A 21,308-nucleotide genomic window follows, 5' to 3' on the forward strand; every position below is an offset into this window, starting at 1 on the left:
CGGGTGCAGGGTGCCCTCAGGCGTGGGAATGAGGCGAAAGGGAGGGCGAGTGCCCTCCCTACGCGTCATCGTCCGTCTCTGTGCTCGGGGTCGGAAGGCCGGCGAGGATCGGAGTCGGCTTGGAGCGCAGGTGCGGGAAGAGGATGACCTCACGGATGTTCTGCTGGTCGGTCAGCAGCATCGTCAGCCGGTCGATTCCCAGCCCGAAGCCACCGGTGGGCGGCATACCGTACATCAGAGCGTTGATGAAGTCGTCGTCGATCGGCATCGCCTCGAGGTCACCGGCCGCGCGGTCGCGGGCCTGCGCCAGGAAGCGCTCGAGCTGATCCATTGGATCGTTCAACTCGGTGAAGGCGTTCCCCATCTCCATCCCGGCGATGAAGGGCTGGAAGCGCTCGGCGATGCTGGGATCCTCCGGGCTGCGCTTGGCCAGTGGCGACAGCTCCACCGGGTAGTCGACCAGGAAGGTCGGCTGGATGAGGTTGGGGCGGACGAACGTCTTCATGAGCTCGTCGATGATGCGCGGCCACACCGTGGTCGGCTCGACATCGGCACCGAGCGCCTTCGCCCGCTCATAGAGTTCGCGCTGGTCGGTCACTTCGCGGTAGTCGATGCCGGTGGCGTCGATCAGTGCCTGGCGCAGTGGCACGCGGGGCCAGGGCGGGGTCAAATCGATCTCGTGGCCGGCGTAGGTGAGCTTCGTCGTCCCGAGCGCCTGCTCCGCGACGTACACGAACATCTCTTCGACCAGTTCCATGACGTCGTGGTAGTCGGCGTAGGCCATGTAGAACTCGAGCATGGTGAACTCGGGCGAGTGCCGCGCGTCGATTCCCTCGTTGCGGAAGTCCTTCGCGATCTCGTAGACCCGCTCGTAGCCACCGACGAGCAGGCGCTTGAGGTACAGCTCGTCGGCGATACGGAGGTAGAAAGTCTGGTCGAGCGCGTTGTAATAGGTGGTGAATGGCCTGGCCGCCGCGCCGCCGTACAGCGGTTGGAGCACCGGCGTCTCCACTTCGAGGAAGCCACGCTCGTCGAGGAAGCGCCGGATGGCTCGGATCGCGTTCGCGCGAATGACGAAGATGCGGCGGGTTTCCTCGTTGGCCATCAGGTCGGCGTAGCGCTGCCGGTAGCGGGTCTCGACATCTTGGAGACCGTGCCACTTCTCCGGCGGCGGGTTGATGGCCTTGGCCAGCAGCCTGAACGCCTTGACTTCGACCGTCACCTCACCGGTGCGGGTGCGGAAGAGGTTCCCCTCTGCCTCGATGAAGTCACCCAGGTCGATGAACCGCTTGAAGTGGGCAAGCGCATCGTCGCCCACGACGTTTCGGCGCAGGTAGACCTGGATCGCGCCGCTCCCGTCGCGGATATGGGCGAAGACGGACTTTCCCATGTCGCGCACGGCAGTCACACGGCCCGCAACGGTGATCGTCTCGGGGTCGTGCTCGGTGTCCAGGGTCGGCTCGATCTCGGTGAAGCGCGCCAGCGCCTCCTCAGCCGTGTGGGTGCGGTGGCTGTGAGGTGGGTAGGGATCGATACCCTGCTCACGAAGCGCTTCGGCCTTTTCCAGCCGCTGGCGTTGCTGTTCGTTCAACTCGATCAACAGTGGATGCTCCCTCCACGTCGGCTGACCTGTTGCCGACGGAACGCGACGCAAATCAAAAGCCGCGGCGCTTATACAGCGTCCGCGGCTTTCCCGTCCAGTGTGATCGGCTCACTCAACCTTTTCAATGGTGAATGAGGTCTCACCCCCGGGCGCGCGGACGACAACCGAGTCGCCCACGCGTTTGTCGAGCAGGGCGGCGCCCACCGGTGACTCCGTGGAGATCTTGCCCTGGAGGGTGTTGGCCTCCTCGGGGCTGACCAGGATCCATGTTTCCGCCTGCCCTGTCTCGTCCACGATGGTGACGCGCGAGCCGAGCTTGACGACGCCGTCGCTCTTCCCGGGCGCGATGACGCGCACGCGGCGCAGCAGGTTCTCGATCTCCCGGATGCGCGCCTCCAGTTGGATGAGTTCTTCCTTGGTGTCCTCGTACTCGCTGTTGTCGGACACATCGCCATCCATACTCAGTTCCTGGATGCGCGCGGTGACGTCAGGGAGCTTAACAGTCCGTAGGTGATGGAGCTCGCGCTCGAGGTCGGCCTTGCCCTCCGCCGTAAGCGTGACAGGACGCTCGCTGGCCATGTCTACCCTTCTTCCACGAGCACGTCGAGCCGCAGCCCCACAGGCCGAAAAGTCCGCCGACGCGGCGACGACGGGACGCCGGATCGGATGTGACGTAGGACAACCGCTGCGTGTGCGTAGTCGCCGCCGGGGCGTGCGGCCACGATGCGGACGTGCGAATAGCCTGATAGCCGAGGACACATGCACCCTCGGCCGTCCACGCTGTGCTTACTAGTATAGCCAGATTGGCGGGGCTTGCAACGTTTCGGGGGTGGTCTCCGGCGCAAGCGAGCTGTGACCGGCCCGCCGGCTGCCCCGGCCGTCTGGTGGGTGAGCAGGGACTTGAACCCCGGACCTCGCGGATGTGAACCGCGCGCTCTGACCAGCTGAGCTACTCACCCGCGCGCCGGTGCAAGTATAGCACCCACCAGTCCGGCTCGGCAATGCCGGTGAAACTCCGGATCGGCGAAAAGCCTGTGCTATCATGCTACCCATCAAGCTCGCGTGGCGCGGCGTGATCCGTTGCCGCGAAACTGTCGCGCCGCGGCGTAGCTCGCGTTAGCAGGAGAGCCGCCAGGGAGGCGGTTACAGCAAGGGGCAGGCGGGAGGAGTGCGCATGCGCCCGAAGGTCACGGTAGTCGGGGCAGGAGCGGTCGGCGCGACGACCGCGCAGTATATCGCCCAGCGCAATATCGCGGACGTGGTTCTGGTCGACATCGTGGAGAACCTACCGCAGGGGAAGGCGCTCGACCTGATGGAGGCGGGGCCCGTGCTCGGGTTCGACACCGCCGTCATCGGTGCCAACGACTACGAGGCCACCGCGGGCTCGAACGTGATCGTGATTACTTCCGGTTCGCCCCGTAAGCCCGGGATGAGCCGGGACGACCTGCTCCGCGTCAACATGAACATCGTTCGGAGTGTCACCGAGCAGGCAGTGGCGCACTCGCCCGATGCGGTCATCATCGTCGTGACCAACCCGTTGGACGCGATGTGCCACGTCGCCCTTGAAGCATCCGGGTTCCCGCGGGAGCGAGTCCTGGGCCAGGCGGGTGTGCTCGACTCAGCCCGTGCTCGGGCCTTCATCGCCATGGAGCTGGGCGTCTCGCCGCGGGATGTCTACATCGCGGTGCTCGGCGGGCACGGTGACACGATGGTGCCGTTGCCTCGCTACTCCACGGTCGCCGGTATCCCGGTCACGGAGCTGCTCCCGCCCGAGAAGATCGAGGCGATCGTGCAGCGGACCCGCGATGGCGGCGGTGAGATCGTCAAGCTGCTGGGCACCAGCGCGTTCTATGCTCCGGCCGCCTCGGTGGCTGAGATGGTCGAGGCCGTGCTGCTCGATCAGAACCGGATCCTCCCGGCGAGTGCCTACCTGACCGGTCAGTACGGGATCAACGACCTGTACGTGGGTGTCCCGGTCAAACTCGGTGCCGGCGGCGTGAAGCAGATCATCGAACTCAAGCTCACGGAAGACGAGCAGGCGGCGCTCGAGCACTCGGCGAACAGCGTGCGCGTGCTCGTGGAGGCGATGAAGAACCTCTAGCGTTGGGACTTGCCATGGCGGGCGACACGGCTCGGCGGGCTCCGGGGCCCTGGACGCGGACGTGGGAGGACCCCGAGGCGATGCTCGGGGTCGACGCCGCGCGGGAACAGGTGCTGGCCGCCGTGCGCCCGCTACCACCTGTCGAGCTCCCCCTGCTCGACGCGGCCGGCCTGGTGCTGGCCGAGGACGTGGTTTCCGACGCTGACATCCCCCCGTTCCGAAACTCCGCCATGGATGGCTATGCGCTGCGTGCGGCCGATGTCGCCGGAGCGACCGCCGAGCGGCCGGTCCGCCTGACGGTCGTGGGCGAAGCCGCCGCCGGCACGGGCTTGCCGCCGGCGATCGGCCCTGGGCAGGCGGTGCGTATCATGACCGGCGCGCCGATGCCCGAGGGCGCGGATACCGTCGTTCGGTTCGAGGAGACCGACGAGTTCGACACCGGGCCGCGGCGCTCCGAGGTGGCGGTGCGGCGGGCCGTCCGAGCGGGAGAGAACGTGCGCGAGGCCGGTGAGGATGTCCGCGCGGGCGCGGTAGTGCTCCCGCGCGGCACGGTGCTCCGGCCGGCCGCGATCGGCGTGCTGGCGTCGCTGAACCGCGCGACCGTCCGGGTTCACCGTCGGCCGCGGGTGGGGATCCTCTCAACCGGAGACGAGGTTGTCGACCTCGGCCCGCCGCTGCGTCCGGGCCAGATCCGCAACAGCAACAGCTACACGCTTGCCGCGCTCGTCCGGGAATCAGGCGGCGAGCCGGTCCTGCTCGGTGTGGCGCGGGATCGGACAGAGGAGATCCGCGCCAAGCTGCGCCAGGCAGAGGACGTCGACCTGCTCGTCACCTCGGGCGGCGTCTCGATCGGTGACTTTGATCTGGTCAAGCAGGTCCTGCAAGCCGAGGGAGAGGTAGCGCTGTGGCAGGTCCGCATCAAGCCGGGCAAGCCCATGGCGTTCGGCCGCATCGGGTCAGTGCCCCTACTTGGCCTGCCGGGCAACCCCGTAGCTGCATTCGTGGCGTTCGTGCAATTCGGTCGACCCGCGCTGCGCAAGATGCTCGGTTACCGCGACCCGGGCATCCCCACGCTACGCGCCCGGCTGCTCAGCGGGCATGAGAACCGCGGCCGGCGGCGGCACTTTGTGCGCGGCATCGTGGAGCGCCGCGGCAACGAGTGGGTCGCCTGGCCCTGCGGGCTCCAGGGCTCCGGCGTGCTGACCTCCGTCACGGCGGCTAACTGCCTCATCATCTTGCCGGAGACCTGGGACTCCGCGGAGCCGGGAGACGAGGTGGAAGTCCAGCTCCTCGACGGCGTCTTGCCCGGAGGCGCAGCCTGATCCCCGGCGCGCAGTTCGACACCGGTTCTCGCGACCAAGTAAGCTTTCGGCGTGATACGCTGGTCGATCTGCGCCAGCGAGACGAGCAAGCGCCGAGCGCGCGAAAGGTGACATGACGCCATGGGGATTCGAGACTTTGTCAGCGTCGTTCGAGAACTCAGCTTTGACCAACTGCGCGCCGAGGCGTTGCTGGCGCCTCGGATCCTGGTGATGGCCAAGGACCACGAACAGGTCGTGGCTTGCCGCGATCTGCTGTTCGGGGCTGATTCCGAGGCGTACGTCGATCTGCACCACACCGGCGAGACCGCTCCGGACCCGCTGGAATACGACGTGGTTGTCTCTGTCGGGCCGCTGGATACCGCAACGGGACGCACCTGGCGCGATCTGTTCCGCCGGGTTGACGAGCCGATCCGTGTCGTCGAGGTGGACCCACGCCTTCTCCAGGGCATCGGCAATGTCGAAGACGTGCGCAAGCGCATCGCCGACGTTGCCGACGAGCGCGCGCTGGCGATCGGCCGCTACATCGACGCTATGCGCGACGCGTGCGCCGAGCAGACCGTGGGCTCGACTTCGGCGGTGAACGCGCAGTTCGCGCTGTTGTCGAACCTGCCGACAGTATTGCCGGTGGTCGGTAACCTCGTCGCTGTGGGGGCCGACTTCCTGGTCCTCACCAAGAACCAGTTGATGATGATCTACAAGTTGGCGGCGATCTACCAGCGCGACCTGGACGACCGCTGGAGGATCTACGGCGAGATGGTCCCCGTCGTCGGGAGCGGTCTGGTCTGGCGCACGATCGCGCGGGAGGTCGCGGGGTTGATGCCGCTGGCAGTGGGTACCGTCCCGAAGGTGGCGATCGCCTACGCCGGCACATACGCGACCGGACGCGCCGCGTTACTCTACTACCAGAAGGGCGCGCGGATCGATCCCAGCCAGATGCGGATCCTGTACGAAGAGGCGCTTACCACCCTGCGTCGGAACCCGCTGCTGTTCACGCGCAATGGAGCGAAGCGCTCGGACGAGCCGGTGAGCGAACACGCGGATCAGCAGTCCGCGTCCCAGGACCAGCCGCCCGAAGCGTGACAGCGCCTTCGGGAAAAACGGGTGGAGTTAACAGGGTTCCATTCTGCTGCGTGAACGCGCCGTGCCAACACAGTGAGGACAAGCAAACGGGGTTGGCGAAGAAAACACTCGCCAACCCCGTCCCACATTCCCGCGGTAACTAGTACGGCGCCATCGAGGTGACTTCGCCGGGGATCCCGTAGTCGATCAGCTTCTGCTGGAACTCACCGATGTCGAGCCCGAGGAGGGAGGCGGCCGCCACGCGGTCGCCTTCGACCTGCTTCAGGGCCTCGATCAGCATCAGTTTCTCGACCTCTTGCTGCACCTCGGTGATCGTCGCGCCACGGCGCACGCGGGCCGCGATATCGACGAAGTTCCGCTGGTCGGCAGAGGAGAAGGTGATGTGGTCCTCAGTGATCACCGTCCCCTGAGCCAGCACGACCGCGCGCTCGATCAGGTTTTCCAGCTCACGGACGTTCCCTGGCCAGTCGTATTCCTGGAGCATCCTCATCGCGCCGGGCGTGATCTTCGCCGGACCTGAGCCCGCGGTATAGCGATGCTTGTGCAGGAAGTGCTCGACCAGCATCGGGATGTCGTCCAGGCGCTCCCGCAACGGCGGCAGGTAGATCGTGATCACGTTCAGCCGGTAGTAGAGGTCCTCGCGGAAGCGGTTCTCGCGGACCTCCTGTGCCAGGTTCTTGTTGGTCGCCGCGATCACGCGGGTATCGACCTTGACCGACACGGTGCCGCCCACTCGCTCGAACTCTCGCTCCTGGAGGACACGCAGCAGCTTCTTCTGCGTCGAGAGGCTCATCTCCCCGATCTCATCGAGGAAGATGGTCCCCTTGTGGGCCATCTCGAAACGGCCCTTACGCTGGTTCAGCGCGCCGGTGAAGGCGCCCTTCTCGTGGCCGAACAGCTCGCTTTCCAGGAGCGTCTCTGGAAGCGCGGCGCAGTTGACCTTGACGAGCGGGCCACCGGCGTAGCTGGAGTTCCGGTGCAGGACCGTCGCCACCAGTTCCTTCCCGGTCCCCGTCTCGCCGGTGATCAACACCGTCGCATCGGAGCGCGCCACGCGGCCGATCGTCTTGTACACCTCCTGCATCGGCGCGCTGTTACCGATGATGTAGTCGTTTGGATCCGTGTCACGGAACTGGGTGCGGAGCCCCTGTACCTGCTGCTTGAGCGTCTGGTGCTCGAAGTAGCGGCGGATCGTCAGCAGCACGTCGTCCAGGTCGAACGGCTTGGTGATGTAGTCGTAGGCACCAAGCTGCATGGCGTCGATGGCGATCGACGAGCTGCCGTAGGCGGTCATGATGATGAACGGCAGTTGGTTGCCGTAGGTCTCCGACAGGTCACGGAGGACATCAATCCCGCTCTTGTCGGGCATCCGGACGTCCATCAGGACCAGCGCCGGAGCGTTCCCGTCACTGCTGACTGCCGACAGCACCTCCGCGCTGGTTTCCGCCTCCATGACGTCGTAGCCCTCATCCTCGAGGAAGTCCCGCAACAACTGGCGGATCCCGGCGTCGTCATCGGCGATTAGGATGCGCTCCATCGAATCCTCTTCCCTCACTCCGCACGCACGTGACGGCCCGGCTTCTCCCCGCCTCTTGTGGAGTGTGCCCTCGCAGTATAACAAATCGGTTTGGATGTCGGGAGCACCCCGATGGACGGCGCTTGGAGCCGGGGGTAGAATCGCGCCGGCCCCAAGGTCCGGCGACCACGCGGGAAAGAGGCAAGGCGGCGTGATGATCCTGGAGCGCGTTTACCTGATTGGCTTGAGCGGCAGCGGGAAGACCACGCTGGCCCCCCTGCTCGCTGAGCGCCTCGGGTTCGAGGCGGTTGATATTGACGCCGAGGTCGAACGGCATTTCGGCCGCTCCATCCCCGACATCTTCGCCGCCTTCGGCGAGCCAGTGTTCCGTGCCGCGGAGCGGGATGCGCTGGCGCAGGCGAGCCGTCGCACGCGGGTCGTCGTAGCGACCGGCGGCGGAGCGGTGCTGGACCCCGCGAACTGGGCCTCCATGCGGCCGCGCAGCGCGATTGTGCACCTGACGGCAGCACCCTCGGTGCTCATCGAGCGGCTCGAAGCGGCTGTACGCGCGACGCCGATGGCCGAGCGCCCCCTCCTGCGGGGAGACGACCCGCTGGCGCGGTTGGAGTCGCTCTGGCAGGCACGGCGGCACCTGTACGAGCAGGCCGACCTCACGATCGACACGACCGGCAAGTCGCTCGATGCGCTCGCCCAAGAGATAGCCGGCCAGATCACGGCCCTCGACCGCGCCGGCGTGATCCCGGTCGACAGCCTCGGCACGCCGAGTGGTCGGTCGGATCTCTACGCCGCTCCCGGCTTGCTCGCGGAGGTGGGAACTCTCGCCCGGCGGCGGTGGCCGAAGGCGCGGCGGGCATGGGTCATTGCCGACGAGCACGTCCTCCCGCTGTGGGGCGCGCCCGTCGAGGGGTCCTTTACTCAGGCAGGCTTCGACGTGACGATGCGAGCGGTCCCGGCTGGAGAGGGCAGCAAGTCGTTCCAGGAGGCCAGCGCACTCCTGGATTGGCTGCTGGGTGGCGGGATCGAGCGCGGCGACGTGGTGGTGGCACTCGGGGGTGGCGTGGTTGGCGACCTTGCCGGATTCGTCGCAGCGATCGTGCTCCGCGGCGTCGGCCTCGTGCAGCTCCCGACGAGCCTGCTGGCGATGGTCGACAGCAGCGTCGGGGGTAAGACCGGCGTGAACCACACGCTGGGCAAGAACTTGATTGGCGCGTTCTACCAGCCGCCGCTCGTCGTAGCCGACCCGCACGTCCTGCGTACGCTGCCGCCCCGTGACCTGCGAAATGGCTGGGCGGAGATCGTCAAGCACTCAATGATCGAGTGCACGGCAACCGCCACACCGGAGCCGGTCCTGCTCCCGTGGCTTGAGGGGCGAACGCCCGTCGGGGGTCTCGGAGAACCGGGAGAGCTGGCGGCGCTCATCGCCCACAACATCCGCCTGAAGGCTGCGGTGGTTCGGGCCGACGAGCGCGAGGCGGGGTTGCGCCGCATCCTCAATTACGGTCATACGCTGGGACACGCCATCGAGGCGGCCGGGTACCGCTACCTGCACGGCGAAGCAGTGGCGCTGGGGATGCGCGCCGCGGCGCGGCTCGCCCACCGGCTCGGCCTCTGCGACGCGGACCTGGTCGCGCGCCAGGATGCCCTGCTCGATCGGCTCGACCTGCCGCGGACCTATGACGGCGAGTGGGAGCCGGTGCGGGAGCATCTGCTGCGGGATAAGAAGGTCGTGCAGGGCACGCTGACCTGGATCTTGCCGGAAGGGCCAGGGCGCGTGGTCGTTCGCCGCGACGTTCCACTGGAAGCCGTCGAAGCCGTTGCCCGAGAGATCGGCGCGCGTTGATTCGGTTTCCGTAGCTCCTCTGCCGCGGGCAATCCGCATTCGGTTGCCCGATTCCCGCAACGGCAGTATCCAAAATGCCGAATTCGTACAGTCAGATGACGGTGCTGAGCTCGAGGAGGAGTAGGAGTATGCTCGGACGTCAGCTCACACGTCGTGCCGCTCTGCAGACGATCGGGGGTGGCGTACTCGGGAGCCTGCTGCTCAGTGCGTGTGGCGGCTCGTCCAACGAGACCACCCAGACCGCTGAGAGTACCCCAACGCCCACTACTGCTGCATCCGGCGGCGGAACGTCGAGCACCCCAACCGCGGAGGCCAGTCCCACTCCTACCACCCAGTCAACTACCGGGGGGACGCCGGCGTCAGGCGAGCCGGTGCGCGTCGGTGTGATCGCTACGCTCTCCGGCGTCTACACGTCGCTCGGGGAGAACATGATCGGTGGGATCCAGGTCGCTCTTGACGAGGTGGGCGGCGTCGCCGGGGGACGGCCGATCGAACTCGTGATCGAGGACTCGGCCGGTAGCCCGGACCAGGCGCTCGCCAAGGCACGCCAGCTCATCGAGCGGGACCGGGTGCACATGCTGGCTGGCGTGATCCTGAGCAATGAGGCGGCTGCGCTGCGCGACTATGTCGTACAGCAGCAAGTCCCGTGGATCATCGGGAACGCGGGTCTCCCGGGCCTGACGCGCGACCCCAACCTGCGGAGCCCGTACATCTTCCGCGTCTCCTGCGCCAACGGGCAATACGAGGCACCGTTTGGGCAGTACGCCTACGAGAAGCTGGGGTACCGGCGCATCATCCTGACCGCTCTGGACTACTCTGCCGGTCACGACAAGGCCGGCGCGTTCGGGAAGCGGTTCGTGGAGGCCGGTGGCGAGATCGCGGGCGAGGTCTACGCGCCCATCGACACGCAGGACTACGGGCCGTACCTCCAGCGTATCCAGCAGATCGATGCCGATGCTGTGTTCGCCTTCTACTCCGGCGGCGACGCCGCACGGTTTGTCCCGCAGTATGTGGACTTCGGCCTCGCCGACATCTACCCGTTGATCGGCTCGGGCGACACGGTCGACGAGAACATTCTGGCCGAGCAGGGCGATGCCGCCATCGGCGTGATCAGTGTCCTGCACTACTCGCCGCTTTACGACTCGCCGGAGAACCAGAAGTTCGTCGAGGCATTCCGCGAGCGCTATGACGCCGCCACCGGCCAGTTCTCGTACCAGGGCTATCTGAACGGGCGGGTCATCGTGGAGGCGCTCAACGCGATCGACGGCAACGTCGAGGACACGGAATCGTTCTTGCAGGCCCTCCGCGAGGTCCAGTTTGTCGGTCCGGCTGGGGAGTTCCGCTTCCACCCCGAGTCGCAGGGGCCCGTCATCCCCGTGTTCGTTCGGCGCGTCGAGGAGTTGCCGGATGGGACGCTGGGCAACGTCGTGATCGACGAACTCGGCGCTGTCGACGACCTGTCGTACTAGAGATGCGAGGCGATTGCAGGGAACCGTACGGGATAGTGGGGAGAATACTGTGACCGCAGAGAAAACCCGCTCCTTGCAGGACATCGTCAGCAGCGTGCCGAACGTGGTGGACTTCCTCCGCAACAACATCTCGGGGGCGCGCATCTACCCAGTGGTGCCCCCGGAGTTCACCAACTGGCGGGACGAGCAGCATTCCTGGCAGGAGACGGTCTGCCTCTTCGACCTCTCCTACCACATGACCGACCTGTATGTGAGTGGTCCCGATGCGTTCCGCCTGCTGGAGCGGCTGGCGATCAATAGCTTCCGAGGCTTTGAGCCCGGCGGCGCCAAGCAGTTCGTCTGCTGCACGCCGGACGGCTACGTGATCGGCGACGGGGTGCTCTTCTACCTCGAGCCGGAGCACTTCAACCTCGTTGGTCGCCCCTCGATGCACAACTGGGTGCAGTACCACGCCGAAACGGGCGGCTACGATGTGCAGCTCGAGCGCGACGAGTGGGCGGTCGGAGACCCGAACCGGCGCCGGAAGGTGTACCGGTTCCAGCTCCAGGGGCCGAACGCACCGGCGCTGCTCGAGAAGCTCAACGGTGGCCCGCTGCCGCCGATCAAGTTCTTCCACACCGGCTGGATCACCATCGCCGGGCACAAGGTGCGCCTCCTGCACCACGGGATGATCGGCGTCGCGGGTGGCGAGCTGATCGGCCCGTTCGAGGAGGGGCCGGAGGTCAAGGCGGCGATCGTCGAGGCCGGCAAAGAGTTCGGCCTGCGGCAGGTCGGCTCCCGCGCCTACTCGAGTAACACGCTGGAGTCGGGTTGGATCCCGTCGCCGCTACCGGCGGTGTATACGGGCGACGAGCTGCGGGCCTACCGCGAGTGGCTGCCGGATACGTCTTTCGAGGCGGTCGGCTCGCTCGGTGGGAGCTTCGTCACTCCCAACATCGAGGACTACTACCTCAATCCGTGGGAATTGGGTTATGGGCGAATCCTGAAGTTCGACCATGACTTCATCGGGCGCGAGGCGCTCGAAGAGATGGCGAAGCGGCCGCACCGCAAGAAGGTGACGCTGGCTTGGAACGGCGAAGATGTCGCAAAGGTCTTCGCCGCGCTCTTTACCAAGCCCAAGGGTCAGCGCCCCAAGTACATCGATCTGCCGGGCACCCAGTACGCCACCTGGATGTACGACGCGGTCCGGAACAAGCAGGGCGACATCGTCGGCATCTCGACCTTCTGCGGCTACAGCTCGAACGAAGCCTCGATGCTCTCGCTCGCAATGGTGGACGAGGCGTACGCGAAGCCAGGCACCGAGGTGATCCTGGTCTGGGGCGAGCCGGACGGCGGCACCCGGAAGCCGTCGGTCGAGCGGCATGTGCAGGTCGAGCTGCGTGCCACGGTCGGCCCCGTGCCCTACGCCGAGCCGTCCCGCCGGTATCGGGAGACGGTCGTCGGACGCTAGGCTTGAATGACGCCCCGGCGCTTCGGAGCGCCGGGGCTCGATCTCGCTTAGGTAGTCCGGCGTTAGCGGGGAACGCCTCGCTCCACGTGCCCGACCTCAGCGCTCGTGGGCGCACGCGGGCGGGGCGGGATGGGAGTTGTGAACGATGGATGAGATGCGTTTGTGGATTGGCGAGCCCCGCTTTGACCTGGCGCACCTGGCGCACGTCGAACTCATCACACCCACCCTCGACGAGAGCGTGCGCTTCTTCACCGAGTTCCTCGGCTTGATCGAGAGCGGCCGGAAGGGCAACTCGGTCTACCTCCGGGGTTGGGACGACTACGCTCACCACACCTTGAAGCTGACCGCCGGCCCGGTGCCGATGATGGAGCACTTCGCCTTTCGTGTGACGTCGCCTGAGGCGCTCGATCGCTGCGTGGCCGAGGTCGAGAAGGCGGGTCTCGGTATCGGCTGGATCGACGGTGACGAGGGGCACGGCCGGGCCTACCGCTTCCGCACGCCCGACGGCCATGTCGTCGAGTTGATCTGGGACATCGAGTGGTACCAGCCGACCCCGGAGACGAAACCGGCCCTGAAGAACCAGGCCTCGCGGTTCCCGGCGCGAGGCTGCAACCTCCGCCGGCTCGACCACATCAACCTGTTCGCCGTCGACGTCCGCGCCTGCCGCGTGGCGTTGCAGGAGACGCTCGGTATGCGCTTTACCGAGGGGATCGTGTTCGACGACGGCTCTGAGAAGGGCGCGTGGCTCACCTCGAACAACAAGGGGTACGAGGTGGCCATCACCGAGGATGCGACCGGTACACCGGGCCGCTTCCACCACGTCTGCTACGCGGTCGATACCCGCGAGGAGGTGCTGAGGGCGGCGGACATCGCGATCGAGTTCGGCGCCCCCATCGAGTACGGCCCTCACAAGCACGCGATTCAACAGACGGTCTTCCTCTACGTCATCGAGCCGGGCGGGCATCGCGTCGAGATCGGTTGCCCCGGCGCGCGGCTCGTGGTCGCGCCCGACTGGAAGCCGATCATCTGGAGCCAGGCGGAGCGCCAGCGTGGGCAGGCCTGGGGGTTGCAGACCGTTGCGACCTTCCACACCCACGGCACCCCGCCGGTGAAGTAGCGAGCTGGCGTTGTCGCCGCCGAGCGATGCCAGCGGGCAGTTCGATGTCCACCGTCCGGTGGTGTGCCTGTCGACTTTGGCCGTCCCTTCGGGTGTACCGCACGACTTAACTGGAGAGGCCCGGTGCGTTGTCGCGCTCCGGGCCCTGTGCTATAGTGCGGCGCAAAGTGAATAGAGCGGTCTCTCTTATCCAGAGTGGTGGAGGGAACGGCCCGACGAAGCCCGGCAACCGACGGATCGCACGGTCCGCGCGGTGCCAATTCCGGCAGCGGCGTTGCCGCTGAGAGATGAGAGTGACGCGGGAGTCAACCGGCTTCTCGCTCACGAGAGGCCCTTTTGTTTGCACCATGATGCGATCGGGGATACGGACCGGTTCGACCGTGCCGCCTGGTGGGCTCCGATGAGCGACCCTGCCGACATGCGGCCCCTGGTGTGGGAGCGGGGCGTACTCCGCCTGCTGGATCAGACGCGGCTTCCGGAGGTCGAGCGCTGGGTCTCAGCGGGCTCGGTCGAGGCCGTCGCGGACGCCATCCGCATTATGCAGGTGCGCGGAGCGCCGGCAATCGGGATCGCGGCGGCGGCTGGGATGGCGATTGCCGCGCGGACCGCGCTCGAACAGGGACAGCCGGTCGACGCAGCCCTTGACCAGGCGGCGCGGACGTTGGGTCAGACCCGACCGACCGCCGTCAATCTGCACTGGGCGATCGAACGTGCGCGCCGGGTGGGTCTCGGTGCTCCGGACGCGGCGACGGCCGTGGACTGGCTCGACCGTCTGGTGGAACGACTCCTTGACCAGCAATGGGCTGCGGATCGCGCGCTCAGCGAACTGGGGTCGGCGCTCTTGCCTTTTGGTGCTCGTGTGCTGACCCACTGTAACACGGGGGCACTGGCGACCGGGGCCTATGGCACCGCGCTCGGGGTGATCCGGACCGCGCACGAGCAGGGCAAGGTGGCGATGGTCTACGTCGACGAGAGCCGCCCCCGCCTTCAGGGTGCCCGGCTGACCGTTTGGGAGTTGACGCGACTCGGTGTGCCCCACACGCTGATCCCCGACGCAGCGGCTGCGGCTCTGATGGCGCGCGGGGAGGTTGACGCGGTCGTGGTCGGGGCCGACCGGATCGCCGCCAACGGGGATGTGGCCAACAAGATCGGGACCTACGCGGTGGCGCTGGCGGCGCGGAGCCATGGGATCCCGTTCTACGTGGCGGCGCCGGTGTCGACCCTCGACCCGGACACACCCGACGGCGCCAGCATCCCGATCGAGGAGCGATCGCCGGACGAGGTGCGCGTCGTGGACGGGATCGCGATCACCGTGCCGGATGCGCCGGTGTGGAATCCCGCCTTCGACGTGACGCCGGCGGAGCTGGTGACGGCCATCATCACCGAGCACGGTGTGCTGGAGCCGCCGTACGACGAGGCGATCCGACGGGCAGTAGCCGCGGTGGCAGAGTAGACTGAGGCGATGCCGCGGTTGGGCGTGGTGAGGCGACGAGCGGAAAGGGACATGGATGGCCGGGAGCACGGACGTCAGGTACGACATCAAGGACATCGGGCTGGCCGAAGCGGGGCGCCGGCGGATCGCCTGGGCGGCTCGCGAGATGCCGGTACTCGGGTTGATTCGAGAGTCGTTCGAGCGTGATCGGCCACTCGAGGGCGTTCGCATCGTCGCCTGCGTCCACGTGACCACGGAGACTGCCAATCTGGCCTATACCCTCCGCGCCGGAGGCGCCGAGGCGGCCATTTGTGCCAGCAATCCGCTCTCGACCCAGGACGACGTCGCGGCAGCGCTCGCCGCGGACGGTTTCCGCGTCTACGCCATCAAGGGCGAGGACAACGAGACCTACTACCGCCACATCCATCAGGCGCTCGACCTGCGCCCGCACATCGTGATCGACGACGGCGCCGACGTGGTCACGACCATCCACCGCGACCGCCGGGAGTTGATCCCGGAGATGTACGGCTCGACAGAAGAAACGACAACCGGTGTGATCCGGCTCCGGGCGATGGAGCGCGACGGGGTGCTGGCCTTCCCGGTCATTGCGGTCAACGACGCCGATACCAAGCACTTCTTCGACAACCGGTACGGCACCGGGCAGAGCACGCTCGACGGGATCATCCGGGCGACCAACATCCTGCTCGCCGGCAAGACGGTCGTCGTCGCCGGGTACGGCTGGTGCGGCAAGGGGATTGCCATGCGGGCCCGCGGCATGGGCGCCAAGGTGATCGTTACCGAGGTCGACCCCATCCGCGCGCTCGAGGCGGTGATGGACGGCTATCGCGTGATGCCGATGGTGGACGCCGCCCCTGAGGGGGACATCTTCATCACCGCTACCGGCAACATCAATGTCATCGACCGCCAGCACTTCGAGGCGATGAAGGACGGCGCCATACTCGCCAACGCCGGGCACTTCAACGCGGAGATCAACTTGACGATGCTCGACGACATCGCGGTCGAGGGGCGCGAGGTGTTGCGGCCCTACGTCGAGGAGTACCGGCTGAGCGGGGGCAAGCGGATCATCGTGCTCGGGGAGGGGCGCCTGATCAACCTCGTCGCGGCCGAGGGGCATCCGGCGAGCGTGATGGACATGAGCTTCGCAAACCAGGCCCTGTCCGCTGCGTACCTTGTACGAGAGGCCGGTCGCCTGGAGAAGCGGGTTTACCAGGTGCCGGAGGAGATCGACGTCGAGGTGGCACGGCTGAAATTGAAGGCGATGGGGATCGCCATCGATCAACTCACCCCGCAGCAGGAAGAGTACCTGCGCTCGTGGCAATCGGGCACGTAGAGGAATGGCAGGCGCCATCCCCGGCGGCCGGATCGCGGACTAGCGAAAGGGCAACCAGTGACGACCAGTTTCATGCGCGCGGCCAAGACACTCTTCACGTCGGAGTCGGTCACCGAGGGGCATCCAGACAAGCTCTGTGACCAGATCTCCGATGCCGTTCTCGACGCGATCCTGGCTGAGGATGCCGACGCGCGCGTGGCATGCGAGACGGCCGCCACCACCGGGCTGATCTTTGTCTTCGGGGAGATCACGACCAGCACCTACGTTGATATCCCGGCCATTGCCCGGCAGGTGGTGGAGGATGTCGGCTACACCCGCGCCAAGTACGGGTTTGACGCCACGACGGCCGGGGTTATTACCTCGATCAAGGAACAGTCGCCGGAAATCGCACAGGCGGTGGACCTTGCGCTTGAAGTGCGTGACAAGGACGGCGGCGACGGGCTGGATGCGATCGGCGCGGGTGACCAGGGAATGATGATCGGGTTCGCCTGCACCGAGACGCCCGAATTGATGCCGCTCCCCATCTCACTGGCCCACGCGCTGACGCGACGCATGGCGGCCGTCCGCAAGAGCGGGGAGTTGGGTTTCCTCCGCCCGGATGGCAAGAGCCAGGTGACCGTTGAGTACCGGTACGGACGGCCCGCGCGGGTGGACACCATCGTTCTTGCGGCACAGCACGACCCGGGGGTGACCAACGAGGAGATCCAGGAGGGCCTGCGCGAGGTCGTCGTGAAGGCCGTGGTCCCAGACAATCTTCTCGACAACGATACGCGCGTCCTGATCAACCCCAGTGGACGCTTCTCGGTCGGCGGGCCGATGGGGGATGCCGGCCTGACCGGCCGCAAGATCATCGTCGACACCTACGGCGGCATGGCGCGACACGGCGGTGGCGCCTTCTCCGGCAAGGATCCGACGAAGGTCGACCGCTCGGGGGCGTACGCTGCGCGGTACGTTGCCAAGAACGTGGTGGCCGCGGGCCTGGCCGACCGGTTCGAGATCCAGATCTCGTACGCGATCGGCGTGGCGCAGCCGGTCTCACTTCACATTGAGACGTTTGGGACGGCACGCATCGACGAAGAGCGCATCCTGGAGTTGATTCGGGCCCACTTCGACCTCCGTCCGGGAGCAATCATCCGAGACCTCGACCTGATGCGGCCGATCTACCGCCAGGTCGCAGCCTACGGGCACTTCGGGCGTCCCGACCTTGATCTCCCCTGGGAGCGGACCGACAAGGCCGCGCTGCTGCGTGACGCCGCCGGCTTGACCGCCGCAGAGATCCCGGTGGGCGGGTAAGGCGCGTGGCCGGTCGTACGGCGGATGTGACGCGATGCGGGCGCTGATTACGGGGGGCAGCGGCTTCGTCGGGCGGCATCTCGCGGCGCACCTGCGCGCCGAAACCGATTGGGAGATCGTCGCGCTCGGCGCGCGCCGGGCTCCGGTGTTGCCGGGCGTCACCGGCGCCGCCTGCGATCTGTCCGATCGGGCCGCGGTGGATGCGGTGCTCCGGCGCTACCCGCCCGATATCGTCTTCCACCTTGCCGCCCGCACATCGGTGCCAGAGGCGTTCGTTGAGCCCGGGGCGACGCTGATCAACAACGCCATCGCCCAGATCAACTTGTTCGAATCCATCCACGCGCTGGGCCTGGATCCGGTCATCCTGGTGGCCGGGTCGAGCGAGGTCTATGGCCCGGCACCGCCGGAGGCGATGCCGCTGGACGAGCGGCAGCCATTCCTGCCTGCCAACCCGTACGCCGTGAGCAAGGTGGTGCAGGATATGCTGGCCGTCCAGTACGGCCTGAGCCACCAGATGCGCATCGTACGGGTCCGTCCGTTCAACCACATCGGACCGGGGCAGAGTGAGCGCTTCGTGGTGGCGAGCTTCGCGCGTCAGATCGCCGCGGCGGAGCAGGGCCTGATCGAACCTGTCGTCCGAGTCGGGAATCTGGACGCGCAGCGCGACTTTCTCGATGTCCGGGACGTCGTGCGAGCCTACCGCCTCGTGGCGCAGCCGGAGCTGGCAGGCGAGGTGTTCAACGTCGCCAGCGGCGTCCCGCGCTCGATCCGTCAGGTGCTCGATCGCCTGCTGGCGCTCGCACGGCGGCCGATCGAGGTTCGTCCAGACCCGGCGCGACTGCGCCCCTCTGACGCGCCGGTGGTCTACGGATCATCCGCCAAGCTGCAGCAGAGCACCGGCTGGGAACCGGAGATCCCCTTCGAGCAGTCCCTGATCGATACTCTGGAGGACTGGCGGGAGCGCGTCGCCCGCGAGGGCTAGCGATCGTTTCTTCCCTCGGTGATCTTGGCGTCGAGCACGCCGTCCGCGAGCTGGATGGCGGCGCCTCGCGGTCCGGGTTGGACCAACTCGCCGAGGGAGATTCCCGGCCGCACTCCGGTCACGAGGGAAATGATGAACGTCCTCCTTCCGTCGGTGAACCAGGGTTGGTAGCCCAGCGGCAGGATGCCGCGGGCGAAGTGCCAGGCGCGGGTGCAGGTCCACTCCGGATCGATCTTCAGGTCATCCTCCTCAGGCCAGCCCTCGTAGCTGGCTCCCGTCGTCGGTTGGGGGCGTGGCCGGAGCGCGCCTATAGCGGCCTGCGCGACCACTTGCACCAGCAGGTCGGCGCCGACCTCGGCGCACCGTGCCTCCAGCACGTCGCCGGGCAGCCCCGGCTCGACCGGAATCGTGTGCTGAGCGACGATATCCCCGGCGTCGAGTCGATCGGTGAGGAGGTGCACCGTGACGCCGGTGTGGGTGTCTCCGCACCGGTAAACCCAGAAGAGCGGGTCCGGCCCTCGGTGGCGGGGAAGGAGCGATGGGTGGACGTTGACCGCTCCGCGCGTCGCCAGTGACCGCACCTCCGGTGGTATCCAGAGTGGAAAACACGAGACCGCGATGACATCCGGCGCAGTCTCGGCGAGCGCGTGCCGGGTGGCAGTCGCGCGGAGGTCGGTGACCTCGAACATCGGCGCGGCGACCTCCGCGGCCAGCGAGTCTAACGCCGGTCCATGGGCCTTCCCAGCAAGAGGCAACGTCGGGCCACGGCGCGGCTCGCGGCGGCGGATCGGTGTCGCATGCGGCCCTGGTCTCGGCGGGGCGGGTACGACCACGCCGACGAGGTTCGCGCCCGCGTCGATCAGCGCGCGCAGTGGGACAGCGGACAGGCGACAGTGCCGGCCGAAGAAGAGTACGCGGCTTCCGCGCGCGTTAGCGGCGTCCACCGCAAGTTCCCCGCGTTCCGAGGGCGCTGCGTTTGACATCCGTTGTTCCGATCCGCTACGCTAGCGAGTCGATAGTCTTATGCAGCCGAAGGAAGGGCCGCATGGCCAGACTAGTGCAGTGTGCCAAACTGGGGCGTGAGCTACCGGGTCTGGAGAAGCCACCATTCCCTGGTCCGCTGGGCGAGCGCATCTACAACGAGATCTCGGCCGAGGCCTGGGACATGTGGAAACAGCAGCAGACGATCATCATCAACCACTACGGCCTCAACCCTGCCGACCCCGATGACCGCCAGATGCTACGCGAGTTGATGGAAGAGTTCTTCTTCGGCGCCGGTGCGCGTATGCCCGAGGGTTGGACACCCGTCGGTACCGGGGGCGGCGGTGCCCCGGCGAAAGGCGGCGGCGCTCCGCGCCGCAAGAAGTAGCGGCACCGGCTGCGTGGCCACGCTCAGCGCGCTGGAGCCGCGATCGGTCGGAGCCTGATCTCTGGCGTGATGCGGATCCGCAGGCGGCCGTGCGCCTCTCGGAGCGCTGCCTCGACCGCTACCGGCGTCTCGGCCCGCGCGAAGATGAACCCAAGATAGCTGGCCCCCTCCGGTAGCGCCGCGATCGGATGATTCAGCCGGGCGGTGATCTCGACCCCGGTGATGCCCGGCACTTTGGATGCTTCCTCGACACCATCAACCCGACGCAAGATCCCGGATGCCGGGATCGGGATCATCATGACCCCGACGGCAGGTGCCGCCATGTCCGGTTCCGGGAGCCGCTCGCCGACGGCCTGCAGTAGGATCAAGTCCTCTAGCTTGTATCCAGTGCCAAACTCGAGCACGGTGGAGCAGAGGCCGCCGATTGAGCGCCCGGCCATCTCGATGATCCACGGACCGCGTTCATTGATCCGCAACTCGGCGTGGATCGGCCCCTGGCGTAACCCGAGTGCGGCCGCGCCACGTGCGGTCGTCTCCGCGATGGCGGCCTGGGTCTCCTCGGGCAACCGTGAGGGGGTGACGTAGATCGTCTCCTCAAAGAAGGGGCCGTCGAGCGGGTCCGGCTTGTCGAACAGCGCCAGTACCTGTAGCCCGTTTTCCGTGAGCAGACCCTCGAGAGCCACTTCGAATCCCGGGAGAAACTCCTCCACCAGGATCGACGCCGCTTCCGGCGCCCAACCTTCGGAAGCCAGGATGTCCCGGGTGCGGGCGAAGGCGGCAACGAACTGGTCCGGGTCGTCGGCGCGGATGACCCCGCGGCTGCCGGAGAGAATCGTCGGCTTGACCACGCATGGGTAGTTGACCTGTCTGGCGATGTGGGCCGGATCGCTGGCGGCCGAGAACCGCTGGAAGTGGGGGACGGCCACGCCCCCAGCGGCAAGCATCTCCCGCATCAGGTATTTGTCGCGCGCCGCGAGGGCCGCATCCGGCGCGTTATGCGGCAGCCCCACTCGGGCGCAGGCGAGCGCCGCCAGGACCGTCGCGCTGTCGTCGAGCGGTAGGATCGCATCGACCGGCTGCTCCCGGACGAAGGCCGCGACCTGCTCGGCGGCGCGCTCCGGCCGCGTGAAGTCGACACCGAGCGGCACGTTCCACTCGCGCGCCAGCGGCTCCGGCAGGTCCACCGCCTGGATCGCTTCCAGTCCGAGCCGCTCGGCCGCGGCCAGGAACGCGGGCGTCCGGTAACTCGCCGGGGTGGTCAAAAGGAGAACACGCTTCCGCTGGTTCCCGTTCGTCTGGCCCATCTGAACTCTCCGGGGTCGTCGGGCGAAGGTGAACGCTCAGCCGGTTCAACGTGTGCCG

The 21,308-nt window shown here is 67.1% G+C and carries 17 protein-coding genes, 1 tRNA gene and 1 riboswitch; of the genes, 12 read left to right on the forward strand and 6 right to left on the reverse strand.

The window, feature by feature from the left end; genetic code table 11:
- Positions 1 to 58 precede the first annotated feature (58 nt).
- The 3 genes from lysS to STHE_RS05575 all read right to left on the reverse strand — a co-directional run bounded on the left by lysS (position 59) and on the right by STHE_RS05575 (position 2,562).
- Positions 59 to 1,597, reverse strand: a complete 1,539-nt coding sequence (gene lysS, locus STHE_RS05565; RefSeq protein WP_052295343.1) for a lysine--tRNA ligase — start codon at positions 1,595 to 1,597, stop codon at positions 59 to 61.
- A gap of 114 nt (positions 1,598 to 1,711) precedes the next feature.
- Positions 1,712 to 2,182, reverse strand: a complete 471-nt coding sequence (greA, locus tag STHE_RS05570) for a transcription elongation factor GreA (protein ID WP_012871594.1) — start codon at positions 2,180 to 2,182, stop codon at positions 1,712 to 1,714.
- 303 nt (positions 2,183 to 2,485) lie between these two features.
- Positions 2,486 to 2,562, reverse strand: a tRNA-Val gene (locus tag STHE_RS05575).
- A gap of 215 nt (positions 2,563 to 2,777) precedes the next feature.
- Here STHE_RS05575 and mdh point away from each other — a divergent pair.
- The 3 genes from mdh (at position 2,778) to STHE_RS05590 (ending at position 6,106) form a co-directional block, all read left to right on the forward strand.
- Entirely contained in the window at positions 2,778 to 3,704 is a 927-nt protein-coding gene (gene mdh, locus STHE_RS05580; RefSeq protein ID WP_012871595.1) for a malate dehydrogenase, read from the forward strand.
- An 80-nt stretch (positions 3,705 to 3,784) separates the two neighbouring features.
- Entirely contained in the window at positions 3,785 to 5,026 is a 1,242-nt protein-coding gene (locus STHE_RS05585; RefSeq protein ID WP_012871596.1) for a molybdopterin molybdotransferase MoeA, read from the forward strand.
- A gap of 120 nt (positions 5,027 to 5,146) precedes the next feature.
- Positions 5,147 to 6,106, forward strand: a complete 960-nt coding sequence (locus STHE_RS05590; protein ID WP_012871597.1) for a hypothetical protein — start codon at positions 5,147 to 5,149, stop codon at positions 6,104 to 6,106.
- A gap of 139 nt (positions 6,107 to 6,245) precedes the next feature.
- Here STHE_RS05590 and STHE_RS05595 read toward each other — a convergent pair whose 3' ends face one another.
- Positions 6,246 to 7,643 carry a sigma-54-dependent transcriptional regulator gene (locus tag STHE_RS05595; RefSeq protein ID WP_012871598.1) on the reverse strand — a complete coding sequence of 466 codons (1,398 nt, stop codon included), beginning with the start codon at positions 7,641 to 7,643 and terminating at the stop codon, positions 6,246 to 6,248.
- A 193-nt stretch (positions 7,644 to 7,836) separates the two neighbouring features.
- On the opposite strand from STHE_RS05595, the gene aroB reads away from it, so the two are divergent.
- The 8 genes from aroB (at position 7,837) to STHE_RS05635 (ending at position 18,577) form a co-directional block, all read left to right on the forward strand.
- The gene (aroB, locus tag STHE_RS05600) at positions 7,837 to 9,483 is read left to right on the forward strand and encodes a 3-dehydroquinate synthase (protein ID WP_012871599.1); all 1,647 of its coding nucleotides are present in this window, start codon (positions 7,837 to 7,839) and stop codon (positions 9,481 to 9,483) included.
- 371 nt (positions 9,484 to 9,854) lie between these two features.
- Complete coding sequence (locus STHE_RS05605) at positions 9,855 to 10,952, forward strand: ABC transporter substrate-binding protein (RefSeq protein WP_245534882.1); 1,098 nt, start codon at positions 9,855 to 9,857, stop codon at positions 10,950 to 10,952.
- A gap of 49 nt (positions 10,953 to 11,001) precedes the next feature.
- Positions 11,002 to 12,402 (forward strand): vanillate/3-O-methylgallate O-demethylase, encoded by a 1,401-nt coding sequence (gene ligM, locus STHE_RS05610; protein ID WP_012871601.1) that lies wholly within the window; start codon positions 11,002 to 11,004, stop codon positions 12,400 to 12,402.
- Between the two features lie 145 nt (positions 12,403 to 12,547).
- Complete coding sequence (locus tag STHE_RS05615; RefSeq protein WP_012871602.1) at positions 12,548 to 13,519, forward strand: VOC family protein; 972 nt, start codon at positions 12,548 to 12,550, stop codon at positions 13,517 to 13,519.
- Between the two features lie 183 nt (positions 13,520 to 13,702).
- A riboswitch (SAM riboswitch) is annotated at positions 13,703 to 13,813 on the forward strand.
- A 106-nt stretch (positions 13,814 to 13,919) separates the two neighbouring features.
- Positions 13,920 to 14,972: an S-methyl-5-thioribose-1-phosphate isomerase gene (gene mtnA, locus STHE_RS05620; protein WP_012871603.1), complete on the forward strand. Its 1,053-nt coding sequence runs from the start codon at positions 13,920 to 13,922 to the stop codon at positions 14,970 to 14,972.
- A 55-nt stretch (positions 14,973 to 15,027) separates the two neighbouring features.
- Positions 15,028 to 16,302, forward strand: coding sequence for an adenosylhomocysteinase (ahcY, locus tag STHE_RS05625; protein WP_012871604.1), 1,275 nt, complete (start codon positions 15,028 to 15,030; stop codon positions 16,300 to 16,302).
- Between the two features lie 72 nt (positions 16,303 to 16,374).
- A complete protein-coding gene (gene metK, locus STHE_RS05630; RefSeq protein WP_041399612.1) occupies positions 16,375 to 17,595 on the forward strand; it encodes a methionine adenosyltransferase in 1,221 nt (406 codons plus the stop codon).
- A 34-nt stretch (positions 17,596 to 17,629) separates the two neighbouring features.
- Complete coding sequence (locus tag STHE_RS05635; RefSeq protein ID WP_012871606.1) at positions 17,630 to 18,577, forward strand: GDP-mannose 4,6-dehydratase; 948 nt, start codon at positions 17,630 to 17,632, stop codon at positions 18,575 to 18,577.
- Here the strand turns inward: STHE_RS05635 and STHE_RS05640 are convergent.
- Positions 18,574 to 19,521, reverse strand: a complete 948-nt coding sequence (locus STHE_RS05640) for a methionyl-tRNA formyltransferase (RefSeq protein WP_169308179.1) — start codon at positions 19,519 to 19,521, stop codon at positions 18,574 to 18,576. The genes STHE_RS05635 and STHE_RS05640 overlap by 4 nt on opposite strands.
- A gap of 101 nt (positions 19,522 to 19,622) precedes the next feature.
- Here STHE_RS05640 and STHE_RS05650 point away from each other — a divergent pair, with 101 nt between their 5' ends.
- Positions 19,623 to 19,946 carry an oxidative damage protection protein gene (locus STHE_RS05650; RefSeq protein WP_012871609.1) on the forward strand — a complete coding sequence of 108 codons (324 nt, stop codon included), beginning with the start codon at positions 19,623 to 19,625 and terminating at the stop codon, positions 19,944 to 19,946.
- Positions 19,947 to 19,969: 23 nt separating this feature from the next.
- Here STHE_RS05650 and STHE_RS05655 read toward each other — a convergent pair whose 3' ends face one another.
- Entirely contained in the window at positions 19,970 to 21,250 is a 1,281-nt protein-coding gene (locus tag STHE_RS05655; protein WP_012871610.1) for an ATP-grasp domain-containing protein, read from the reverse strand.
- Positions 21,251 to 21,308: the final 58 nt, after the last annotated feature.

The sequence above is a fragment of the Sphaerobacter thermophilus DSM 20745 genome, assembly GCF_000024985.1.
GTDB classification, from domain to species: domain Bacteria; phylum Chloroflexota; class Chloroflexia; order Thermomicrobiales; family Thermomicrobiaceae; genus Sphaerobacter; species Sphaerobacter thermophilus.